The sequence below is a fragment of the Nonomuraea maritima genome (genome assembly GCF_900100395.1).
GTDB lineage: Bacteria > Actinomycetota > Actinomycetes > Streptosporangiales > Streptosporangiaceae > Nonomuraea > Nonomuraea maritima.
The window spans coordinates 99,399-114,320 of record NZ_FNFB01000013.1; the positions used below are offsets into that span (position 1 = coordinate 99,399).

The window sequence follows — 14,922 nt, forward strand, 5'->3', positions numbered from 1 at the left end:
GTGACCGTCACTACTCACGCGCGCGGCACCCACGTCCGGCGCGCGCACGCCACGGGTGCGGCCAGCACGGCGATCCGCCCCGTCCTGCACGCCCAGCGCCGTCCCGCCCGCGTGCTCGCGGTCTTCCCTTACGGGGTGTACCTGGAGATCAGGACCGACCAGGAGCCCTCGGTGATCGCCCTCATCACCGGCCGGGCGACCCGGCTGCCCAACTCCGTGCTGCTGGCCGAGCCGCTGCCACCGGTCGAGGTGGACGACGACGCGTCGGTGGGCGACCGGGCGATCGAGCTCGGCCCGCTGACCCTCGGCGTCCGCCGCTGGTGGGACCCGGCGCCGCAGCTCGGCCCGCTCACCGCCGGCGCGCTCGCCGCGTCCGCCGCCCTGCTGACCCGTCCGCCCAACGCGGGGCTGGCCGGCAACGCCTCGGTCGACCTGCTCGCGAGCAGCTGCGCGCGGGGCTGGCTGCTCGGCGCGGTGACGGCGGCCGAGCAGCTCGTGGGCCTCGGGCCCGGGCTCACTCCGAGCGGCGACGACGTGCTCGCCGGGCTCCTCGTGACGCTGCGGCACCTCGGCGCCGCGACGGGCGCGGAGCGGGCCGTCCGGCTGGCCGGATGGCTCGCGGCGACCGTGACGTACGACGCCCGCACCCGTACGACGCCCATCTCCGCCACGCTGCTGCACTGCGCGGCGCGCGGCCAGGCCAGCCCGGAGGTGATCGACGTGCTGCGCGCCCTCGCCGGACGGCAGGCGCTCAGGCCGGCGCTGTGCCGGCTCCACGGCCTCGGCCACACCTCGGGCTCCGACCTGGCGCAGGGCGTCGGCATCGGCGTCGAGACGGTCCTCGCCCTGGGCGGCGCGCGATGAGCGGGGCGACCGTCCTGGTACGGCCGGGCTCCTACCACGACTCGGTCACCCTCATGCGCGTGAGCCGCGCGGTGTCCGCCCTGCCCGGCGTCGAGGTCGCGATGGTCGCGATGGCCACGGCGCTCAACGTCTCGATCATCGAGGAGCTGGGGTTCGCCGTCCCCGAGGCAGGCCCCGGCGACCTGCTCGTCGCGGTGCGGGCGGACGACCCGCGGGCCGCCGTCGAGGAGGCAGAACGGCACCTGTCCGCCGCGCACCGGCCGCAGGCCGCGCCGGAGGAGCAGCGCCCGCTCACCACCCGCTCGGCCGCGACCGCCGCCGAGGACGCCGGGCTGGTGCTCGTCTCCACGCCGGGCGAGCACGCCTTCGCCGAGGCGTACGACGCGATCGAGGCCGGGCGGCACGTGATGATCTTCAGTGACGGCGTCCCCGTGGCACAGGAGCGCCGGCTGAAGGAGCTGGCCGAGGCGAGGGGCGTGCTCGTCATGGGCCCCGACTGCGGCACCGCCGTGATCGCCGGCGCCGGCCTGGGCTTCGCGAACGTGCTCTCCCCCGGCCCCGTCGGGGTGGTGGCGGCCTCGGGCACCGGTGCGCAGCAGGTGACGTGCCTGCTCGATCGGGCGGGGGCGGGCGTGAGCCACGTCCTCGGCGTGGGCGGGCGTGACCTGTCGGCCGAGGTGGGCGGCCTGTCCACGGTGCGGGCGTTGCGCATGCTGGACGACGACCCGGGCACCGAGCTGATCGTGCTCGTCTCCAAGCCGCCCGCGCCCGAGGTGGCGCGGGCGGTGCGCGAGCTGCCGTTGCGCACGCCCGTCGTCCCGGCGCTGCTGCGCGAGGGCGGGACGGATCTCACCGAGGCAGCCGAGCAGGCGCTGCGGCTGCTCGGCCGCCCGGTGCCCGAGTGGCCCGCGTGGCCCGCGTGGCGGGGGGCCAGGCCCGCGGCCAAGCGGGTCACCGGCCTGTACTCCGGGGGCACGCTCGCCGCGGAGGCCGCCCTGATCACCGGGTCGCGCGACATCGTCGACTTCGGCGACGACGCCTACACCCGGGGCCGCGCCCATCCGATGATCGACCCGGCGCTGCGCGTGGAGGCGCTGGCCACGGCCGGGGAGTCCGACGTGGTGCTCATGGACGTCGTCCTCGGCCACGCCGCCGACCCCGACCCCGCCGCCTCGCTCGCCCACGCGGTGGCCCGCAGCCCGGCGACCGTCGTCGTCGCCCTGATCGGCACCGAGGGCGACCCCCAGGACCTGCACCGCCAGGCCGCCGCCTTCCGTGAGGCGGGCGCGGCGGTCTTCACCTCCAACGCCCAGGCCGCCCGCCACGCGAGGAGCCTCCTGTGACCGGTCTGCTCGACACGCCGCCGCGGGTCATCACCGTGGGGGCCGGGTTGTTCGACGAGGCGCTGCGGGCGCAGGCCGTCCCGACCGTGCCGGTCGAGTGGCGTCCGCCGCTGCCCGGCACCGGGGAGGCGCTCGCCACGGTGCTCGCCGACCCGCGCAGGCGGGCCGCCAACGAGCTGGCCGTGGGACGGCTGCTGTCCGCCCGTCCGCAGCTGGTGGGCGTGCGCCGCGCCGCCGAGGTGCTGCCCGTCCGGACGTTCCTGCACGCGGGACCGCCCATCACCTGGGAGCGCGCCTCAGGGCCGATGCGGGGCGCGCTGATCGGCGCGATGCTGCTGGAGGGCCTGGCCGCCGACGCGGACGAGGCCGCCGACCGGCTCGCGGAGGGCGCGGTCGAGCTGCGGCCGTGCCACGAGCACGCCGCCGTCGGACCGATGGCGGGCGTGGTGAGCCCGTCGATGTGGCTGCTCGAGGTCCACGACGCCGAGCACGGAGGCACCGCGTACTGCTCGCTGAACGAGGGGCTGGGCAAGGTGCTGCGGTACGGCGCTTACGGGCCTGAGGTGCTGGAACGGTTGCGCTGGATGGACCGGGTGCTCGGCCCGGCTCTCGCGGCGGCGCTCGGGCGTACGGGCCCGATCGACCTGCGCGCGCTGATGGCGCAGGCCCTGCAGATGGGCGACGAGCTGCACAACCGCAACCGCGCGGCCACCTCGCTGCTGCTGCGCGCGCTGGCCCCTGCCGTGGTCGAGGCGGCCCCGGGCGAGGCGGCGGCCGTGCTGCGCTTCATCGACGGCAACGACCACTTCTTCCTCAACGCCGGCATGGCCGCGGCCAAGGTGAGCACGGACGCCGCCCGCGACGTGCCCGGCTCGACCCTGGTCGTCGCCATGGCCCGCAACGGCACCGATTTCGGCGTGCAGGTGTCGGGCCTGGGCGGGCGCTGGTTCACCGGTCCCGCCGGTGTGCCCGACGGCCTCTACCTCGGCTCGTACGGCCCCGGGGACGCCAACCCCGACATCGGCGACTCCACGATCACCGAGACGGCGGGCCTCGGCGGGTTCGCGATGGCGGCCGCCCCGGCGATCGTGCGGTTCGTCGGCGGCGAGGTGGCCGACGCGGTCAAGGCCACGCGCTCGATGTACGAGATCGCGCTCGCCGAGCATCCCGCCTACCAGATCCCCGGGCTCGGCTTCCGCGGCACGCCGGTCGGCATCGATGTGACCCTGGTGGCCAGGACGGGCCTGCCGCCTGTGGTGAACACCGGCATCGCCGGTCGCGTGGCGGGAACGGGCCAGGTCGGAGCGGGTTTGGTCAGGCCGCCGGTCGAGGCGTTCACCAGCGCGTTGACGGCCCTGGCGGACGCTTCTCCACAGCGCCCCTGAACCATGACAAAAGTTAACGTACGCTTCCGTTCCCGATTAACCGCCGATATGTTAACGAACCTCGTAATCTGCAAGTAGCGCGTTGACGCACGTGACAGATGGGGGCACAGCATGGCAGCCGACCGCTTGCTCAGCGGTTCCGGCCCGGACGGTGGCGCGGGGGGCGCGCCCAAGGGCCAGGGTCGCCTCATAGGCAGGCGGTACCGGCTGGTGTCACCCGTCGGCCGGGGCGGCATGGGGGTCGTCTGGCAGGCGCACGACGTGCTGCTCGACCGCGACGTCGCGGTGAAGGAGCTGATTCTCCCCTACGGCCTCGACCAGGCGGGGCTGCAGGTCGCGCACCGCCGGGTGCTGCGTGAGGCCCGCTCCGCCGCGCGGCTGCAGCACCCGGGCATCGTGACCGTGCACGACGTCGTCGAGGAGGACGGCCGGCCCTGGATCGTGATGGAACTGGTCCGCGCGTGGTCGCTGGAGCAGGCCGTCCGCCAGAGCGGGCCGCTGCCCGTCGTGCAGGCCGCCGAGATCGGCATCCGGGTGCTCGACGCGCTGCGCCACGCGCACGCCGCCGGCATCCTGCACCGCGACATCAAGCCGGGCAACGTGCTGCTGACCGCCGACCGGGTGGTGCTGACCGACTTCGGCATCGCCGCCGTCGAGGGCGACGTCACGATCACGCAGACCGGGCTGCTCATGGGGTCGCCCGCCTACATCCCGCCGGAGCGCCTGTCCGGCCAGCAGATCACGCAGGCCGCCGACCTGTGGTCGTTCGGGGCCACGCTGTACGCCGCCGTCGAGGGACGGCCGCCGTACGAGGGGCCCGATGCCGTGGCCGTGCTCGGGTCGGTGCTCACCCGCGACCCGATCAGGCCGCAGCGGGCCGGGGCCCTGCTGCCGGTCGTCGAGGGCCTGCTGCGCAAGAACCCGGCCGAGCGGATGACGTCCGAGCAGGCCGCCCAGCTGCTGGAGGACGTGCTGCGCACGCACGGCGCCGCGCTGCCGCGCCGGCCCGACACGCTTCCCGGCCCCGCCGACCCCACGCCGGCCGGGCTGCTGCCGCCGCTGGAGACGCCGTCGGGGCCGATGCCCTCGCGGATCGTGGAGACGCCGTCGGGGCCGGTGCGGGTGCCGTACGAGTCGGGCTCGTACACGTTGCCTCCTACGGCTTCACCTCCTGGAGGGGCTCCGGCCGACCCGCCGTCCGGCTCCTACGACGCGCCGGCCGGTTCGTGGGGTGGCTACGACTCGCTGTCCAGCCCGTCGGGCGGGGTTCCCCGGTCGCCGCTGGGCGCGCCCACCGGACTCGGGACCGGGCGCGACTTCCGCGACGACACTCCGGGCCTTCGAACGGGCCCCCAGCCGGGGTCACAGCCGGGATCGCAGACGGGACCGCAGCTGGGCTCACAGACGGGCCCGCAGACGGGACCGCAGTTGGGCCCGCGAACCGGTCCGCAACCCCAGCCGATCCTGCCGCTCACCTCCGACAGCCGTACCTCCGGCGCGACCCCGTGGCCGCTGGCCTCGCCCGCCGACCTGAGCGAGCAGTCGCGCGACGCCTACTCACGCGACACGGGTCGGGACACAGGGCGGGACTCAGGGCGGGACACGGGCCAGAACCGCCCGGCCGCACCGCCGGACACCGCGCCGCGCACGGGCAGGAGTCGGCGTCGCAAGGAGCAGGACGACGGTTTCTGGGCCCGCGAGGGACGTCCGGCGCCGATGCTGCTCATCGGCGCCCTGGTGGCGGTCGCCGCCGTCACCGCCGCCGTGCTGTTCCTGCTGGTCCGCTCCGACGACCCGCCGCCCGCGGCGGGCCTCGACGCCGACACCAGCGAGACCACCGCGGTCGGGACGGAGCCGTCCGCCATACCCGAGGGGTACCAGGAGCACAGCGGGCGCGGGTTCGCCGCCGCCACGCCGGACGACTGGAAGCCCAGCACGTCAGGCCGGACGACCCGGTTCGACGGGCCGAAGGACTCCGGCCTGCGGATCCTCGTCGAGCCGTCCACCCCGCAGCCCGACGGCGGGCTTTCCGTGCTCGCCAAGAAGGAGGCGGCCGGCGGCCTGGAGAGCTACATCCAGGTACGGCTACAGGCGGTCAATTACCGCGGCACGAAGGCCGCCGACTGGGAGTACACCTACACCAGCGACAAGGGCGTCCCCATGCACGCGCTCGTCCGCCACGCCACCATGGACGGCGCCGCGTTCCTGATCACGTTCGACCTCCCCCAGCTCAAGTGGGACGACCAAGCCGAAACCCGCAAAACCTTCCTCGACACCTTCCAGCACATCGACTGACGCCCCTCTCCGGCTCGCGGCCTCTTCGCCCTTCGAGCCCCGACCTTCTCCCGGTAGGGGCTCGACCTCTGGCCCGTGCAGACGCGCACGCTCAGCGGGGGTAGAGCTTGGCTGCCAGGGCGTGCAGGTGGGCGCGTTCGTCGGCGGTCAGGGGGGCGAGGGTTTCGTTCTCGACCTCGGCGATCACGCGGTGTGCCTCCTCCAGTGCCGAGCGCCCGGCGGCCGTCAGGGTCACGCGGTAGCGCCGGCGGTCGGACGGGTCGCGTTCGCGGTCGGCCAGGCGCATCTCGATCAGGTCGTCCATGAGACGGACCATGTCGCTCGGGTCGAGGCCGAGCCGGTCGCCGAGCCGCCGCTGGGCGGCCGGGCCGAAGTCGTCCAGGGCGGTCAGCACCGCGAAGTGCCACAGCCCCAGCCCGGTCCGCGCCGACAGCCGGTCGGCCAGCGTGCGGCGGTTGGCCACCGCGGCCTTGTGCAGCGTGAACGTCGTGACGGCGAGCAGCGACGGCGGGGTTTCCATGCCCGTTAGTGTAGGTTCTAACCAATCATTGGTATCTACCAACTATTGGAGCACCCCATGGATGTCCTCGTCCCCCGTCTGCTGGTCGACGACTTCCCGACGACCGTCGCCTTCTACGAGGGCGTGCTGCGCGACCTGCTGGGCGTCGAACCGGTCAAGGTGCTGCCCGACCACCGCTACGCCCACTGGGACATCAGCGGGCAGTCGGCCCTCGTCCTGTACGGCCGCGAGAACATCGCCCAGCTCACCGGTTCGACGGCCACGGGCCCGGCCGCCGACACGACGATGCTGGTCATGAAGGTCGACGACGTGGACGACGCCGCCGGCTGCCTGGTACGGCACGGGGCGGTGCCGGTCGCGCCGCCGCAGGACCGCCCGGAGTGGGCCCCCGGCCTGCGCACCGCGCACCTGCGCGACCCGGAGGGCCGGCTGATCGAGCTCCAGTCGTACTGAGCCGCCTCAGCCCCCGTACGCGCGCAGCACGGCCCGGCGGATGCCCTCGTACCCCGTGCACCGGCACAGGTTGGAGCTCAGCAGCGCGTCCAGGCGCTCAGGGTCGCGGGCGACGGAGGGGTCCGCGTCGAGCGCGCCGACCACCAGCATCACGAAACCGGCGGTGCAGAAGCCGCACTGCAGGCCGTGCTCGGCGGACATCGCCTCCTGGAAGGGGTGCAACCGGCCGTCCGCGGCGAGCCCCTCGACCGTACGGATGTCGCGGCCCGCGGCCTGCACCGCGAGCATCAGGCACGAGCGCACCCCCTCGCCGTCCACCAGGACGGTGCACGAGCCGCAGACGCCGTGCTCGCAGCCGAGCTTCGTGCCGGTCAGCCCGCATGCGCCGCGCAACACGTCGGCCAGGTTCCTGCGCGGCTCGACCGTCACGTCGTAGGCGGTCCCGTTGACCGTGAGCCGGATCGGTACACCAGCGCTCATGCCCGCCCCCTGCCGTCCTGCGCGTCCCGCAGCGCCTCCGTCAGCGCGCGCCGGACGACCACGCCCGTCGCGTGCCGCTTGTACTCCACGCCGGCGTGGAGTTCCTGGTACGGGTCGGCGGCGGCCGCGGCCAGCTCGCCGGCCCGTGCGAGGACGGCGGGCTCCGGCTCGCGGCCGGCCAGCCAGTCCTCCGCCTCGCGGGCGCGCCGGACGGCCGCGCCGGTCATGCCGATCCGCGCGCCGGCGATCGCCCCGTCCCGCAGCACGAGCGCGACGACGGCCGCGGCCTGCGCGAAGCTGAGGTGCGTACGGTGCTGCTCGACGAAGGCGACGCCCACCGCGTCGCTCTCGGGCAGCAACGGCAGCTCCACCGACGTCACGATCTCGTCCGGCTGCCGTACGGTGCGGAACGCGCCGAGGAAGTAGTCGCTGGCGGTCACCGCGCGGCTGCCCGACGGCCCGGTCAGCTCGATCACGGCGTCGAGCGCCGCCGCGGTCGCGCACCACTCCGACTGGGGATGCGCCCAGGCCAGACTGCCTGCCATGGTCCCGCGCACGCGGACCGGCGGGTGCGCGATGAACGGGCTCACCCTGCTCAGCAGCCGCCCGAGAGCCCCGGGCGCGACGGCCGGCGTCTCGAAGGCGCGGTGCCTGGCCAGGGCGCCGACGCGCAGCGCGTCCCCCGTCACGGTGATCGTGTCGAGCGCCCCGACGCCGTTGACGTCGACCAGCAGCGTGGGGCGTTCCAGGCGGAAGTTCATCAGGAGCAGCAGGCTCTGGCCGCCCGCCAGCACGCGGGAGGTCTCCGGCCGCTCGGCGAGCGCGCTCACGGCCTCGGAGAGCTCCGCAGGGGCCACGTAGTCGAAGGGTGCCGGTTTCATCGCACCCCCGCCTCCCGTCCGGCGACCGCGCGCCGGCACTCCTCCGGGGTCAGCGGGAGCTGGATCCCAGGCTCCCCGAGAGCGTCGACGACGGCGTTGACGACGGCGGGCGGCGTGCCGATGCACCCGGCCTCGCCGGTGCCCTTGGCGCCCAGCGCGGTGTTCGGGTTCGGGGTGACGGTGCTGCCGAGCGTCAGCGGCGGCAGTTCGCCGATCGTCGGCAGCAGGTAACCCAGCAGGTCGGCGGCCTGCGGGCGGCCCTCGTCGTCGTAGGGCATCACCTCGTACAGCGCCTGCCCGAGCCCCTGCACGACGGCTCCGCGCACCTGGTCCTCCACGATCTCGTCGTCGAGCCGCACGCCGCAGTCGTCCACCGCGACCAGGCGCAGCACGTGCACGACGCCCAGCTCCGTGTCGACCTCCACCACGGCGACGTACGCGCCGAAGGCGTACGCGGCCGGGGCCGCGTAGACGCCCTCGACCCGCAGCGGCTCCCCCGCGGCGGCCAGCTCGCCCAGCGTCCGGCTGCGTCCCCCGGCGGTGACGACGCCGTTCGCGTACGACGCTCCGGGGCCGGCGCGCCGCTTCGCCTCCTCGATCAGCTCCAGCGCGGCGCGATGCAGCGCCGAGCCGCCCACCTGCGTCGACCGGCTCCCGTACGTGCCGACGCCCTGCGGCACCTCCGCGGTGTCGCCCTCGACGAGCGTCACCTGGCGGGCGGGGACGCCGAGGGTGCGCGCGACGAGCTCGGCGAAGACGGTCTCGTGGCTCTGGCCCGTGGCGCAGGTGCCGACGCGCGCGACGACGCCGCCGCCGGGGGCGACGTCGATCGCGGCCCACTCCTGGGCCACCTCCTTCTGCTCCAGCCCCGACCGTTCCGCGAACATGCACAGCCCGACGCCGAGCGGCCACGCGCCGCCCGCCTCCCGGCGGCGGCGCTGCTCCTCGCGCCAGTGCGCGTAGTCGGCCAGCTCCAGGGCCAGGTCGAGGGCCTGCTCGTATCGGCCGCTGTCGAACCACCTGCCGGTCGGCGACTCGTACGGGAACGCCTCCGGCGGGACGAGGTTGCGGCGCCTCAGCTCGGCCGGGTCCATGCCGAGCCGGCGGGCGAGCAGGTCGACGGTGCGTTCGACGGCGTAGACCTGCTCGGGGCGCCCCGCGCCGCGGTAGGGCGTCGTGAGAGCCGTGGTGGTGACGACCGTGCGGACCCGGGCGTGCACGTCCGGCGTCCGGTACACGCCTGCGGCGGCGCGCCCGGTCTCTCCCGGGACGAACGCGCCCACCGGGTAGCCGCCGACGTCGGCGTCGACCTCCAGGTCAAGGGCGAGCATCCGGCCGTCTGCGTCGGCGGCGAGCCGTACTCGCTGGTTCTGGCCGCGACCCTGCGGGGAGGCGAGCAGGGACTCCGCCCGGTCCTCCAGCCAGCGCACCGGACGGCCCAGGCGCAGCGCCAGCCGGACCACCACGAGGTACTCGGCGTAGGTGCCGCTCTTCGAGCCGAAGCCGCCACCGCTGTCGGCCACGCGCACCCTGATGCGCTCGGGGTCCCACTTGAGGTCGGCGGCGAGGTCGTCGCGCAGCCGGTGCGGGGCCTGGTGCGAGACCCAGACGGTCAGGCGGCCGTCCTCCTCCGGCACGGCGAGAAGGGCTCGGGGCTCCATGGGGGTGGGCACCAGCCGGGGCTGCCGGTAGACCCCTTCGACGACGACCGCCGCACGCTGCCAGACCTCGTCGGGGACGGGGTCGCCGAACTCCATGTCGGTGACGACGTTGTCCAGCCCGTCGAACAGCTGGACGGCCGACGCGGCGGCCTCGCCCGGGTCGACCAGGGCCGGCAGCGGGTCGATGTCGACGCGCACGGCGTCGGCGCCGTCCTCCGCCACGTAGCGGTCGGCGCCCACGACGACGGCGATCGGCTCCCCTACGTACCGGACGCGGTCCACCGCGAGCGCCGGGCACGGCCTGTGTGCCGATCCTGGCGTGGCGAGGTAGACCGGCACGAGCGGGACCTCGTCGCCGAGGTCCGCCGCGGTCCACGCCGCCACGACGCCGTCGGTGGCGGTGGCCGCGCTCGTGTCGACCGCCACCAGGCGTCCGTGCGGGACGCGGCTGCGGACGAACGCGGCGTCGAGGCAGCCGGGCACGTCGAGGTCGCCGACGTACCGTCCGGCTCCCGTGATCAGCCGGGCGTCCTCACGCCGCCCGAGCCGCCAGGACGCGGCGGCGTCGGGCACCCGCACCGACACGGGCGCCGAATCCGCCGGCAGAACAAATCCCCCTACCTCCCGCAGTTTCTCCATGCCCCTCACGCCCATTCACCGACAAACCCACATTCACCCTCGATACACCGCCCTAACCCACAAACCGCACTGCATTCCTCACCCGGCCCATTCCCCACCCCCACGGACCGCCGCACGCGCACACCCCCACGCGAACGCGGCACGCCGGTACCTCACCACCCGCAAAAGGACTGCCACCTTCGTCGGTGAGAGTTGTGTCCCTGGGGGTTCGCGTCACGGCATTGGCGACTCTTCCGCCGGCGAGGTCGTGGCCGCACTTCGGTGGTGGAGGTGTGGGGGATGTGTCGCCCGCACAAAGGTGCGGCCATCGCCCCGGTCGGTGGGAATTCGCGGGAGCGCAAACGCTCCTCACGCGGCACATTCCTCTGCCGCCTGCGGACGCGGGACCATGGCCTGGTCGGCAGGGGTTTACGCACATGAAGCCAGGGCGGTGGTGGGGTAAAGTCTGCGCATGAGGCTGGCGAGCATTTCCCTTTATCCCGTCAAATCGACCACCGGACACGACGTGCCCGTGGCCGAGGTCGAGCCGTGGGGGCTGGCCGGCGACCGCCGCTACCTCATCACCGAGACCACCGACGCGGGCAGCGAACTCCTCACCGCCAGGGAAGAACCCCGCCTGCTGGCCTGCGTCCCGGTCCTCGACGACGGCGCGCTCACGCTCACCGGCCCGCACGCCGATCCGCTGCGGGTGGTTCCCGGCACGACCCGCTCCACGGTGAAGGTCCACCACGACCCGGTGGAGCTCACCGACTGCGGCGACGAGGCCGCCGCCTGGCTGTCCGCGCTGGTCGGACGCCCCCTGCGGCTGCGCTGGATGGACGACCCGACCCGCCGCCCGGTCAACCCCGCCTACAGCAGGCCCGACGACCGGGTGAGCCTCGCCGACGCCTACCCCCTGCTGCTCACCTCGACAGCGTCACTCACGCGGCTGCGCGACTGGATCACCGAGACCGCGCTCGAACGCGGCGAGGAGGCCCCCGAGCCGCTGCCGATGCGCCGGTTCCGGCCCAACCTGGTCGTCGAGGGAGCGTCCGAGCCGTTCGCCGAGGACGAGTGGAAGCGCGTCCGCATCGGCGAGGTCGACTTCCGGGTGTCCAAGGGCTGCGACCGGTGCGTGCTGACCACGGTCGACACCGCCGCGTACACGAAGGGCAAGGAGCCGATCCGCACCCTTTCCCGGCACCGCAAGCGTGACGGCAAGGTGTGGTTCGGCATCAACCTCATCCCGGACGGAGTGGGCCGCATCACCCAGGGCGACCCGGTCACCATTCTCTGATTCCTCCTAGTCCGAGCGGAGCGGCCCGAGCGGAGTTGTGCGAGCGGAGTTGTGCGAGCGGAGTGGGTTGGATCGCGCAGGGCGATCCGACTCGCATTCTCGGAAAGCAGCACCGGCGAGGGTGGCCGGCCCGCGGTCGGGCCCTTGGGCGAGCTGCAGAACTTATCGCGCTTTAGCAAGAAAAAAGCTTCACAGCGGTCTTTAGGGCGATGTTGGGGGATTATGGGAAACTTCACGGGTGACAAACGCCCCCGCGAAGCCCGCCGTCTCGTCCCCTGACCGGATCCGCGCCGTCCAGCGACGCACGCTCGTGGTCCTGTCCGCGGCGCAGATCGTGGGCGGCGTGGGCATCGCCGTCGGGCTCGCGCTCAGCTCGGTCGTCGTCGACCGGCTGTCGGGCTCCACCGTCATCAGCGGCCTCGCCGGCACCGCCACCGTGCTCGGCGCGGCGTTGCTCGCCCTGCCGACCGCCAAGGTGTCGGGGAGCGGCGGGCGGCGCGCCGGGCTGTCACTCGCGTACGTGGCCGCGCTCACCGGGTGCGCGATCTCGGTGCTCGCGATCAGCCTGCACACCTGGCCGCTGCTGCTGGGTGGCCTCGTGCTGGTGGGCGGCGGCAGCGCGGCCAGCCTGGCCGCCCGCTACGCGGCCACCGACCTGGCGCCCCAGGGCCGCTCGGCCCGGCACCTGTCGCTGGTCGTCTGGGCCTCCACGGTCGGCTCGGTGGCCGGCCCCAACCTCGCCAAGCCCGCCGACCAGATCGGCATGCGCCTCGGGCTGGTGGAGACGGCGGGACCGTTCGCGTTCGCGGCGCTGGCGTTCGGCCTGGCTCTGGTCGTGGTCCTCGGCTTCCTGCGTCCTGACCCGCTCGTGCTCGCCCGCACCCAGAACGGCACCCCGAACGCCGCCCCGGGAGGCGGCCGCACCGTCCGTACCGCCTGGCAGGTGTTACGGACGACCCCGGCCGCCCGCCGCGCCCTCGTCATGATCGCGGTCAGCCACACGGCGATGGTCTCCATCATGTCGATGACCCCGGTCAAGCTGCACCACGACGGCTCGAACCTGGACGTCATCGGCATCGTGATCAGCCTGCACATCGCCGGCATGTACGTGCTGTCGCCGGTCGTCGGCTGGCTGGCCGACCGGGCGGGCAAGGTGCCGGTGCTGGTGCTCGGCGCGGTGCTGCTGCTGGCCGCCGCCGCGCTGGCCGGCACGGCGGGGCACCAGGTGTGGCAGGTGACGACCGCGCTCGTGCTGCTCGGGCTCGGCTGGTCGTGCGGCCTGGTGGCCGGCTCCGCGCTGGTCACGGAGGCGGTCGGGATCGACCGCCGCCCCGCCGTCCAGGGCCTGTCGGACCTGCTCATGAACGTGTGCGGCGCGACGGGCACGCTCGTCGCCGGCTCGATCGTGGGACTGCTCGGCTACGGCACCCTCGGCCTCGTCGTCGGCGTCATGGTCGGCACGGCGGGGCTCTGGCTGGTGCTCACCCACCGCCGCCCGCCGCGTCACCCGGCATAGCGCCGGGTCATTTGGCGTCGGCGTAGGAGCCGACGGCGACCGCCTCCATCGGGAAGCGTACGGGCGTCGAGCCGAACAGCAGGCGGCTGGCCCGCGCCGCCGACTCCGAGACGGCGGCGATCACCTCTTCCGCCTGATCGAGCGGGCAGTGCACCATCACCTCGTCGTGCTGGAAGAACACCAGCCGGGCCGGCTCGGGCAGCAGCCCGCGCAGCACGGCGAGCAGCGCCAGCGCCCACTCGGCCGCCGTGCCCTGCACCACGAAGTTGCGGGTGAAACGGCCCCGGTCGCGGGCCGCCCGGCCGCCCTCGGGCCCGGAGACGAGCTGTCGCCACCGCTCCGACGGGGGCGGGCTCGTGCGCCCCAGCCACGAGCGCACGATACGGCCGTCCTCGCCCGCCTTGGCGGCGTCCTCCACGAACTGGTACGCCTTCGGGAAGCGCTGCCGCATCACCGCCAGCAGCTTGGAGGCGTCGCCGCTGGTGCCGCCGTACATGGCGGAGAGCATCGCGATCTTCGCGTTGGCCCGCTCGCCGCCGAACGACTGGGCGAGCGCGGCGTACAGGTCGATCTCGCCGGCCGCCCTGGCCAGGCCCACGTCGCCGGCCATCGCCGCCAGCACCCTCGGTTCGAGCTGCGCCGCGTCGGCGACGACGAGGGTCCAGCCGTCGTCGGCCAGCACCACGCGGCGCATCACCTTGGGGATCTGCAGCGCGCCGCCGCCGTTGGTGGCCCACCGCCCGGAGACCACGCCGCCCACCACGTATTCGGGACGGAAGCGCCCGCCCCGCACCCATTGGTCGGCCCACGCCCACCCGTGGGCGCTGAACAGCCGCGCGAGCTCCTTGTAGGAGAGCAGCGGCGCCACGGCGGGGTGGTCGATCCGCTTGAGCTCCCACGAGCGGGTCGTCCTCAGCTCGACGCCCGCGCCCTTGAACGCCTTGACGAGCTGCTGCACCGAGTCGGGGTTGACCGGGTGGCCGAACGCCGCCGCCACCTCGTCGGCCAGCGCCTGCAGCTTGGCCGGCCGCATGCCGTGGACCGGGCGCGGCCCGAGCAGCTCGGTGAGCAGCGCGTCGTGCAGGTCTCTGCGCCAGGGCATGCCCTCGTGGGACATCTCGGCGGCGACGAGCGCGCCCGCCGACTCGGCCGCGACCAGCAGCCGGAAGCGGCCGGGCTCGGGCAGCGCCGCGATGCGCCGCAGCTGGTCGGCCAGCACCTCGGCGACGGCCTCGGCGGCGAGCGGCTCGGGCGCGAACAGCGTGCCGGCCGCGTTCGGCTGCTCGTCGGGCACCGGCAGGCCGTGCAGCCTGGCGTGCGCCGCCCTGGCCGAGCGGGGCTCGCCGTAGCGGCCCTCGTGGGCGAGCAGCAGGCCCTCGGTGAGCGCGAGGTCGTGGCAGCGCGCGACGCGCACGCCCTGCTCCAGCAGCGGCGCGTACGCCTCGCGCGTGTCGGCCCACACCCACCGTGGCCCTTCGGCGGTCTCGAGCTCCTGGACCGCCCGCACGAGGTCGCCGGGCCGTCGCGGCACGCCCGTGGACGCCATCGGGTCGTCCCCGACAGGCAGCAGCGTCTCATCAGCGACCACGACGTACACGTGTCCAGGGTG

Annotated in this window: 12 protein-coding genes; 7 read left to right on the top strand and 5 right to left on the bottom strand. The window is 74.4% G+C overall.

The genetic code is table 11. From position 1 onward, the window contains the following. From BLR04_RS21375 to BLR04_RS21390, 4 genes are all read left to right on the top strand, one after another. Positions 1–864, top strand: coding sequence for an oxamate carbamoyltransferase subunit AllH family protein (locus BLR04_RS21375; RefSeq protein WP_090768074.1), 864 nt, complete (start codon positions 1–3; stop codon positions 862–864). Then, the gene (locus BLR04_RS21380; RefSeq protein ID WP_090768077.1) at positions 861–2,207 is read left to right on the top strand and encodes an AllF/FdrA family protein; all 1,347 of its coding nucleotides are present in this window, start codon (positions 861–863) and stop codon (positions 2,205–2,207) included. The genes BLR04_RS21375 and BLR04_RS21380 overlap by 4 nt, the downstream gene beginning before the upstream one ends. Further along, positions 2,204–3,592, top strand: a complete 1,389-nt coding sequence (locus BLR04_RS21385) for a YlbE family protein (protein ID WP_090768079.1) — start codon at positions 2,204–2,206, stop codon at positions 3,590–3,592. The genes BLR04_RS21380 and BLR04_RS21385 overlap by 4 nt, the downstream gene beginning before the upstream one ends. Before the next feature lie 111 nt (positions 3,593–3,703). Continuing rightward, positions 3,704–5,887, top strand: a complete 2,184-nt coding sequence (locus tag BLR04_RS21390) for a serine/threonine-protein kinase (RefSeq protein ID WP_090768082.1) — start codon at positions 3,704–3,706, stop codon at positions 5,885–5,887. Positions 5,888–5,978: 91 nt separating this feature from the next. Here the strand turns inward: BLR04_RS21390 and BLR04_RS21395 are convergent, their stop codons facing one another. Next, positions 5,979–6,407: a MarR family winged helix-turn-helix transcriptional regulator gene (locus BLR04_RS21395; RefSeq protein WP_090768085.1), complete on the bottom strand. Its 429-nt coding sequence runs from the start codon at positions 6,405–6,407 to the stop codon at positions 5,979–5,981. Between the two features lie 57 nt (positions 6,408–6,464). Between BLR04_RS21395 and BLR04_RS21400 the strand changes: the two genes are divergently transcribed. Then, a complete protein-coding gene (locus BLR04_RS21400; RefSeq protein WP_090768088.1) occupies positions 6,465–6,860 on the top strand; it encodes a VOC family protein in 396 nt (131 codons plus the stop codon). A gap of 6 nt (positions 6,861–6,866) precedes the next feature. On the opposite strand, the gene BLR04_RS21405 is transcribed toward BLR04_RS21400, so the two are convergent. From BLR04_RS21405 to BLR04_RS21415, 3 genes are read right to left on the bottom strand one after another with little or no spacing between them, the layout of a single operon-like run. Then, complete coding sequence (locus BLR04_RS21405; RefSeq protein WP_090768091.1) at positions 6,867–7,340, bottom strand: (2Fe-2S)-binding protein; 474 nt, start codon at positions 7,338–7,340, stop codon at positions 6,867–6,869. Next, positions 7,337–8,221 carry an FAD binding domain-containing protein gene (locus tag BLR04_RS21410; RefSeq protein WP_090768094.1) on the bottom strand — a complete coding sequence of 295 codons (885 nt, stop codon included), beginning with the start codon at positions 8,219–8,221 and terminating at the stop codon, positions 7,337–7,339. Before BLR04_RS21410 ends, BLR04_RS21405 begins: the two co-directional genes overlap by 4 nt. After that, positions 8,218–10,521 (bottom strand): xanthine dehydrogenase family protein molybdopterin-binding subunit, encoded by a 2,304-nt coding sequence (locus BLR04_RS21415; RefSeq protein WP_090768098.1) that lies wholly within the window; start codon positions 10,519–10,521, stop codon positions 8,218–8,220. Before BLR04_RS21415 ends, BLR04_RS21410 begins: the two co-directional genes overlap by 4 nt. Positions 10,522–10,972: 451 nt before the next feature. Here BLR04_RS21415 and BLR04_RS21420 point away from each other — a divergent pair, with 451 nt between their 5' ends. Both BLR04_RS21420 and BLR04_RS21425 read left to right on the top strand, forming a co-directional pair. Continuing rightward, positions 10,973–11,797 (top strand): MOSC domain-containing protein, encoded by an 825-nt coding sequence (locus tag BLR04_RS21420; protein WP_090768101.1) that lies wholly within the window; start codon positions 10,973–10,975, stop codon positions 11,795–11,797. Between the two features lie 238 nt (positions 11,798–12,035). Further along, positions 12,036–13,313: an MFS transporter gene (locus BLR04_RS21425; protein ID WP_245740397.1), complete on the top strand. Its 1,278-nt coding sequence runs from the start codon at positions 12,036–12,038 to the stop codon at positions 13,311–13,313. Positions 13,314–13,320: 7 nt separating this feature from the next. On the opposite strand, the gene BLR04_RS21430 is transcribed toward BLR04_RS21425, so the two are convergent. After that, positions 13,321–14,910: a bifunctional 3'-5' exonuclease/DNA polymerase gene (locus BLR04_RS21430; RefSeq protein WP_090768103.1), complete on the bottom strand. Its 1,590-nt coding sequence runs from the start codon at positions 14,908–14,910 to the stop codon at positions 13,321–13,323. Positions 14,911–14,922: the final 12 nt, after the last annotated feature.

Bases quoted from the DNA above. Each gene is read 5' to 3' on its own strand.
- BLR04_RS21380 (WP_090768077.1), top strand. From the start codon at position 861: ATGAGCGGGGCGACCGTCCTGGTACGGCCGGGCTCCTACCACGACTCG.
- BLR04_RS21390 (WP_090768082.1), top strand. From the start codon at position 3,704: ATGGCAGCCGACCGCTTGCTCAGCGGTTCCGGCCCGGACGGTGGCGCG.
- BLR04_RS21395 (WP_090768085.1), bottom strand. From the start codon at position 6,407: ATGGAAACCCCGCCGTCGCTGCTCGCCGTCACGACGTTCACGCTGCAC.
- BLR04_RS21400 (WP_090768088.1), top strand. From the start codon at position 6,465: ATGGATGTCCTCGTCCCCCGTCTGCTGGTCGACGACTTCCCGACGACC.
- BLR04_RS21405 (WP_090768091.1), bottom strand. From the start codon at position 7,340: ATGAGCGCTGGTGTACCGATCCGGCTCACGGTCAACGGGACCGCCTAC.
- BLR04_RS21410 (WP_090768094.1), bottom strand. From the start codon at position 8,221: ATGAAACCGGCACCCTTCGACTACGTGGCCCCTGCGGAGCTCTCCGAG.
- BLR04_RS21415 (WP_090768098.1), bottom strand. From the start codon at position 10,521: ATGGAGAAACTGCGGGAGGTAGGGGGATTTGTTCTGCCGGCGGATTCG.
- BLR04_RS21420 (WP_090768101.1), top strand. From the start codon at position 10,973: ATGAGGCTGGCGAGCATTTCCCTTTATCCCGTCAAATCGACCACCGGA.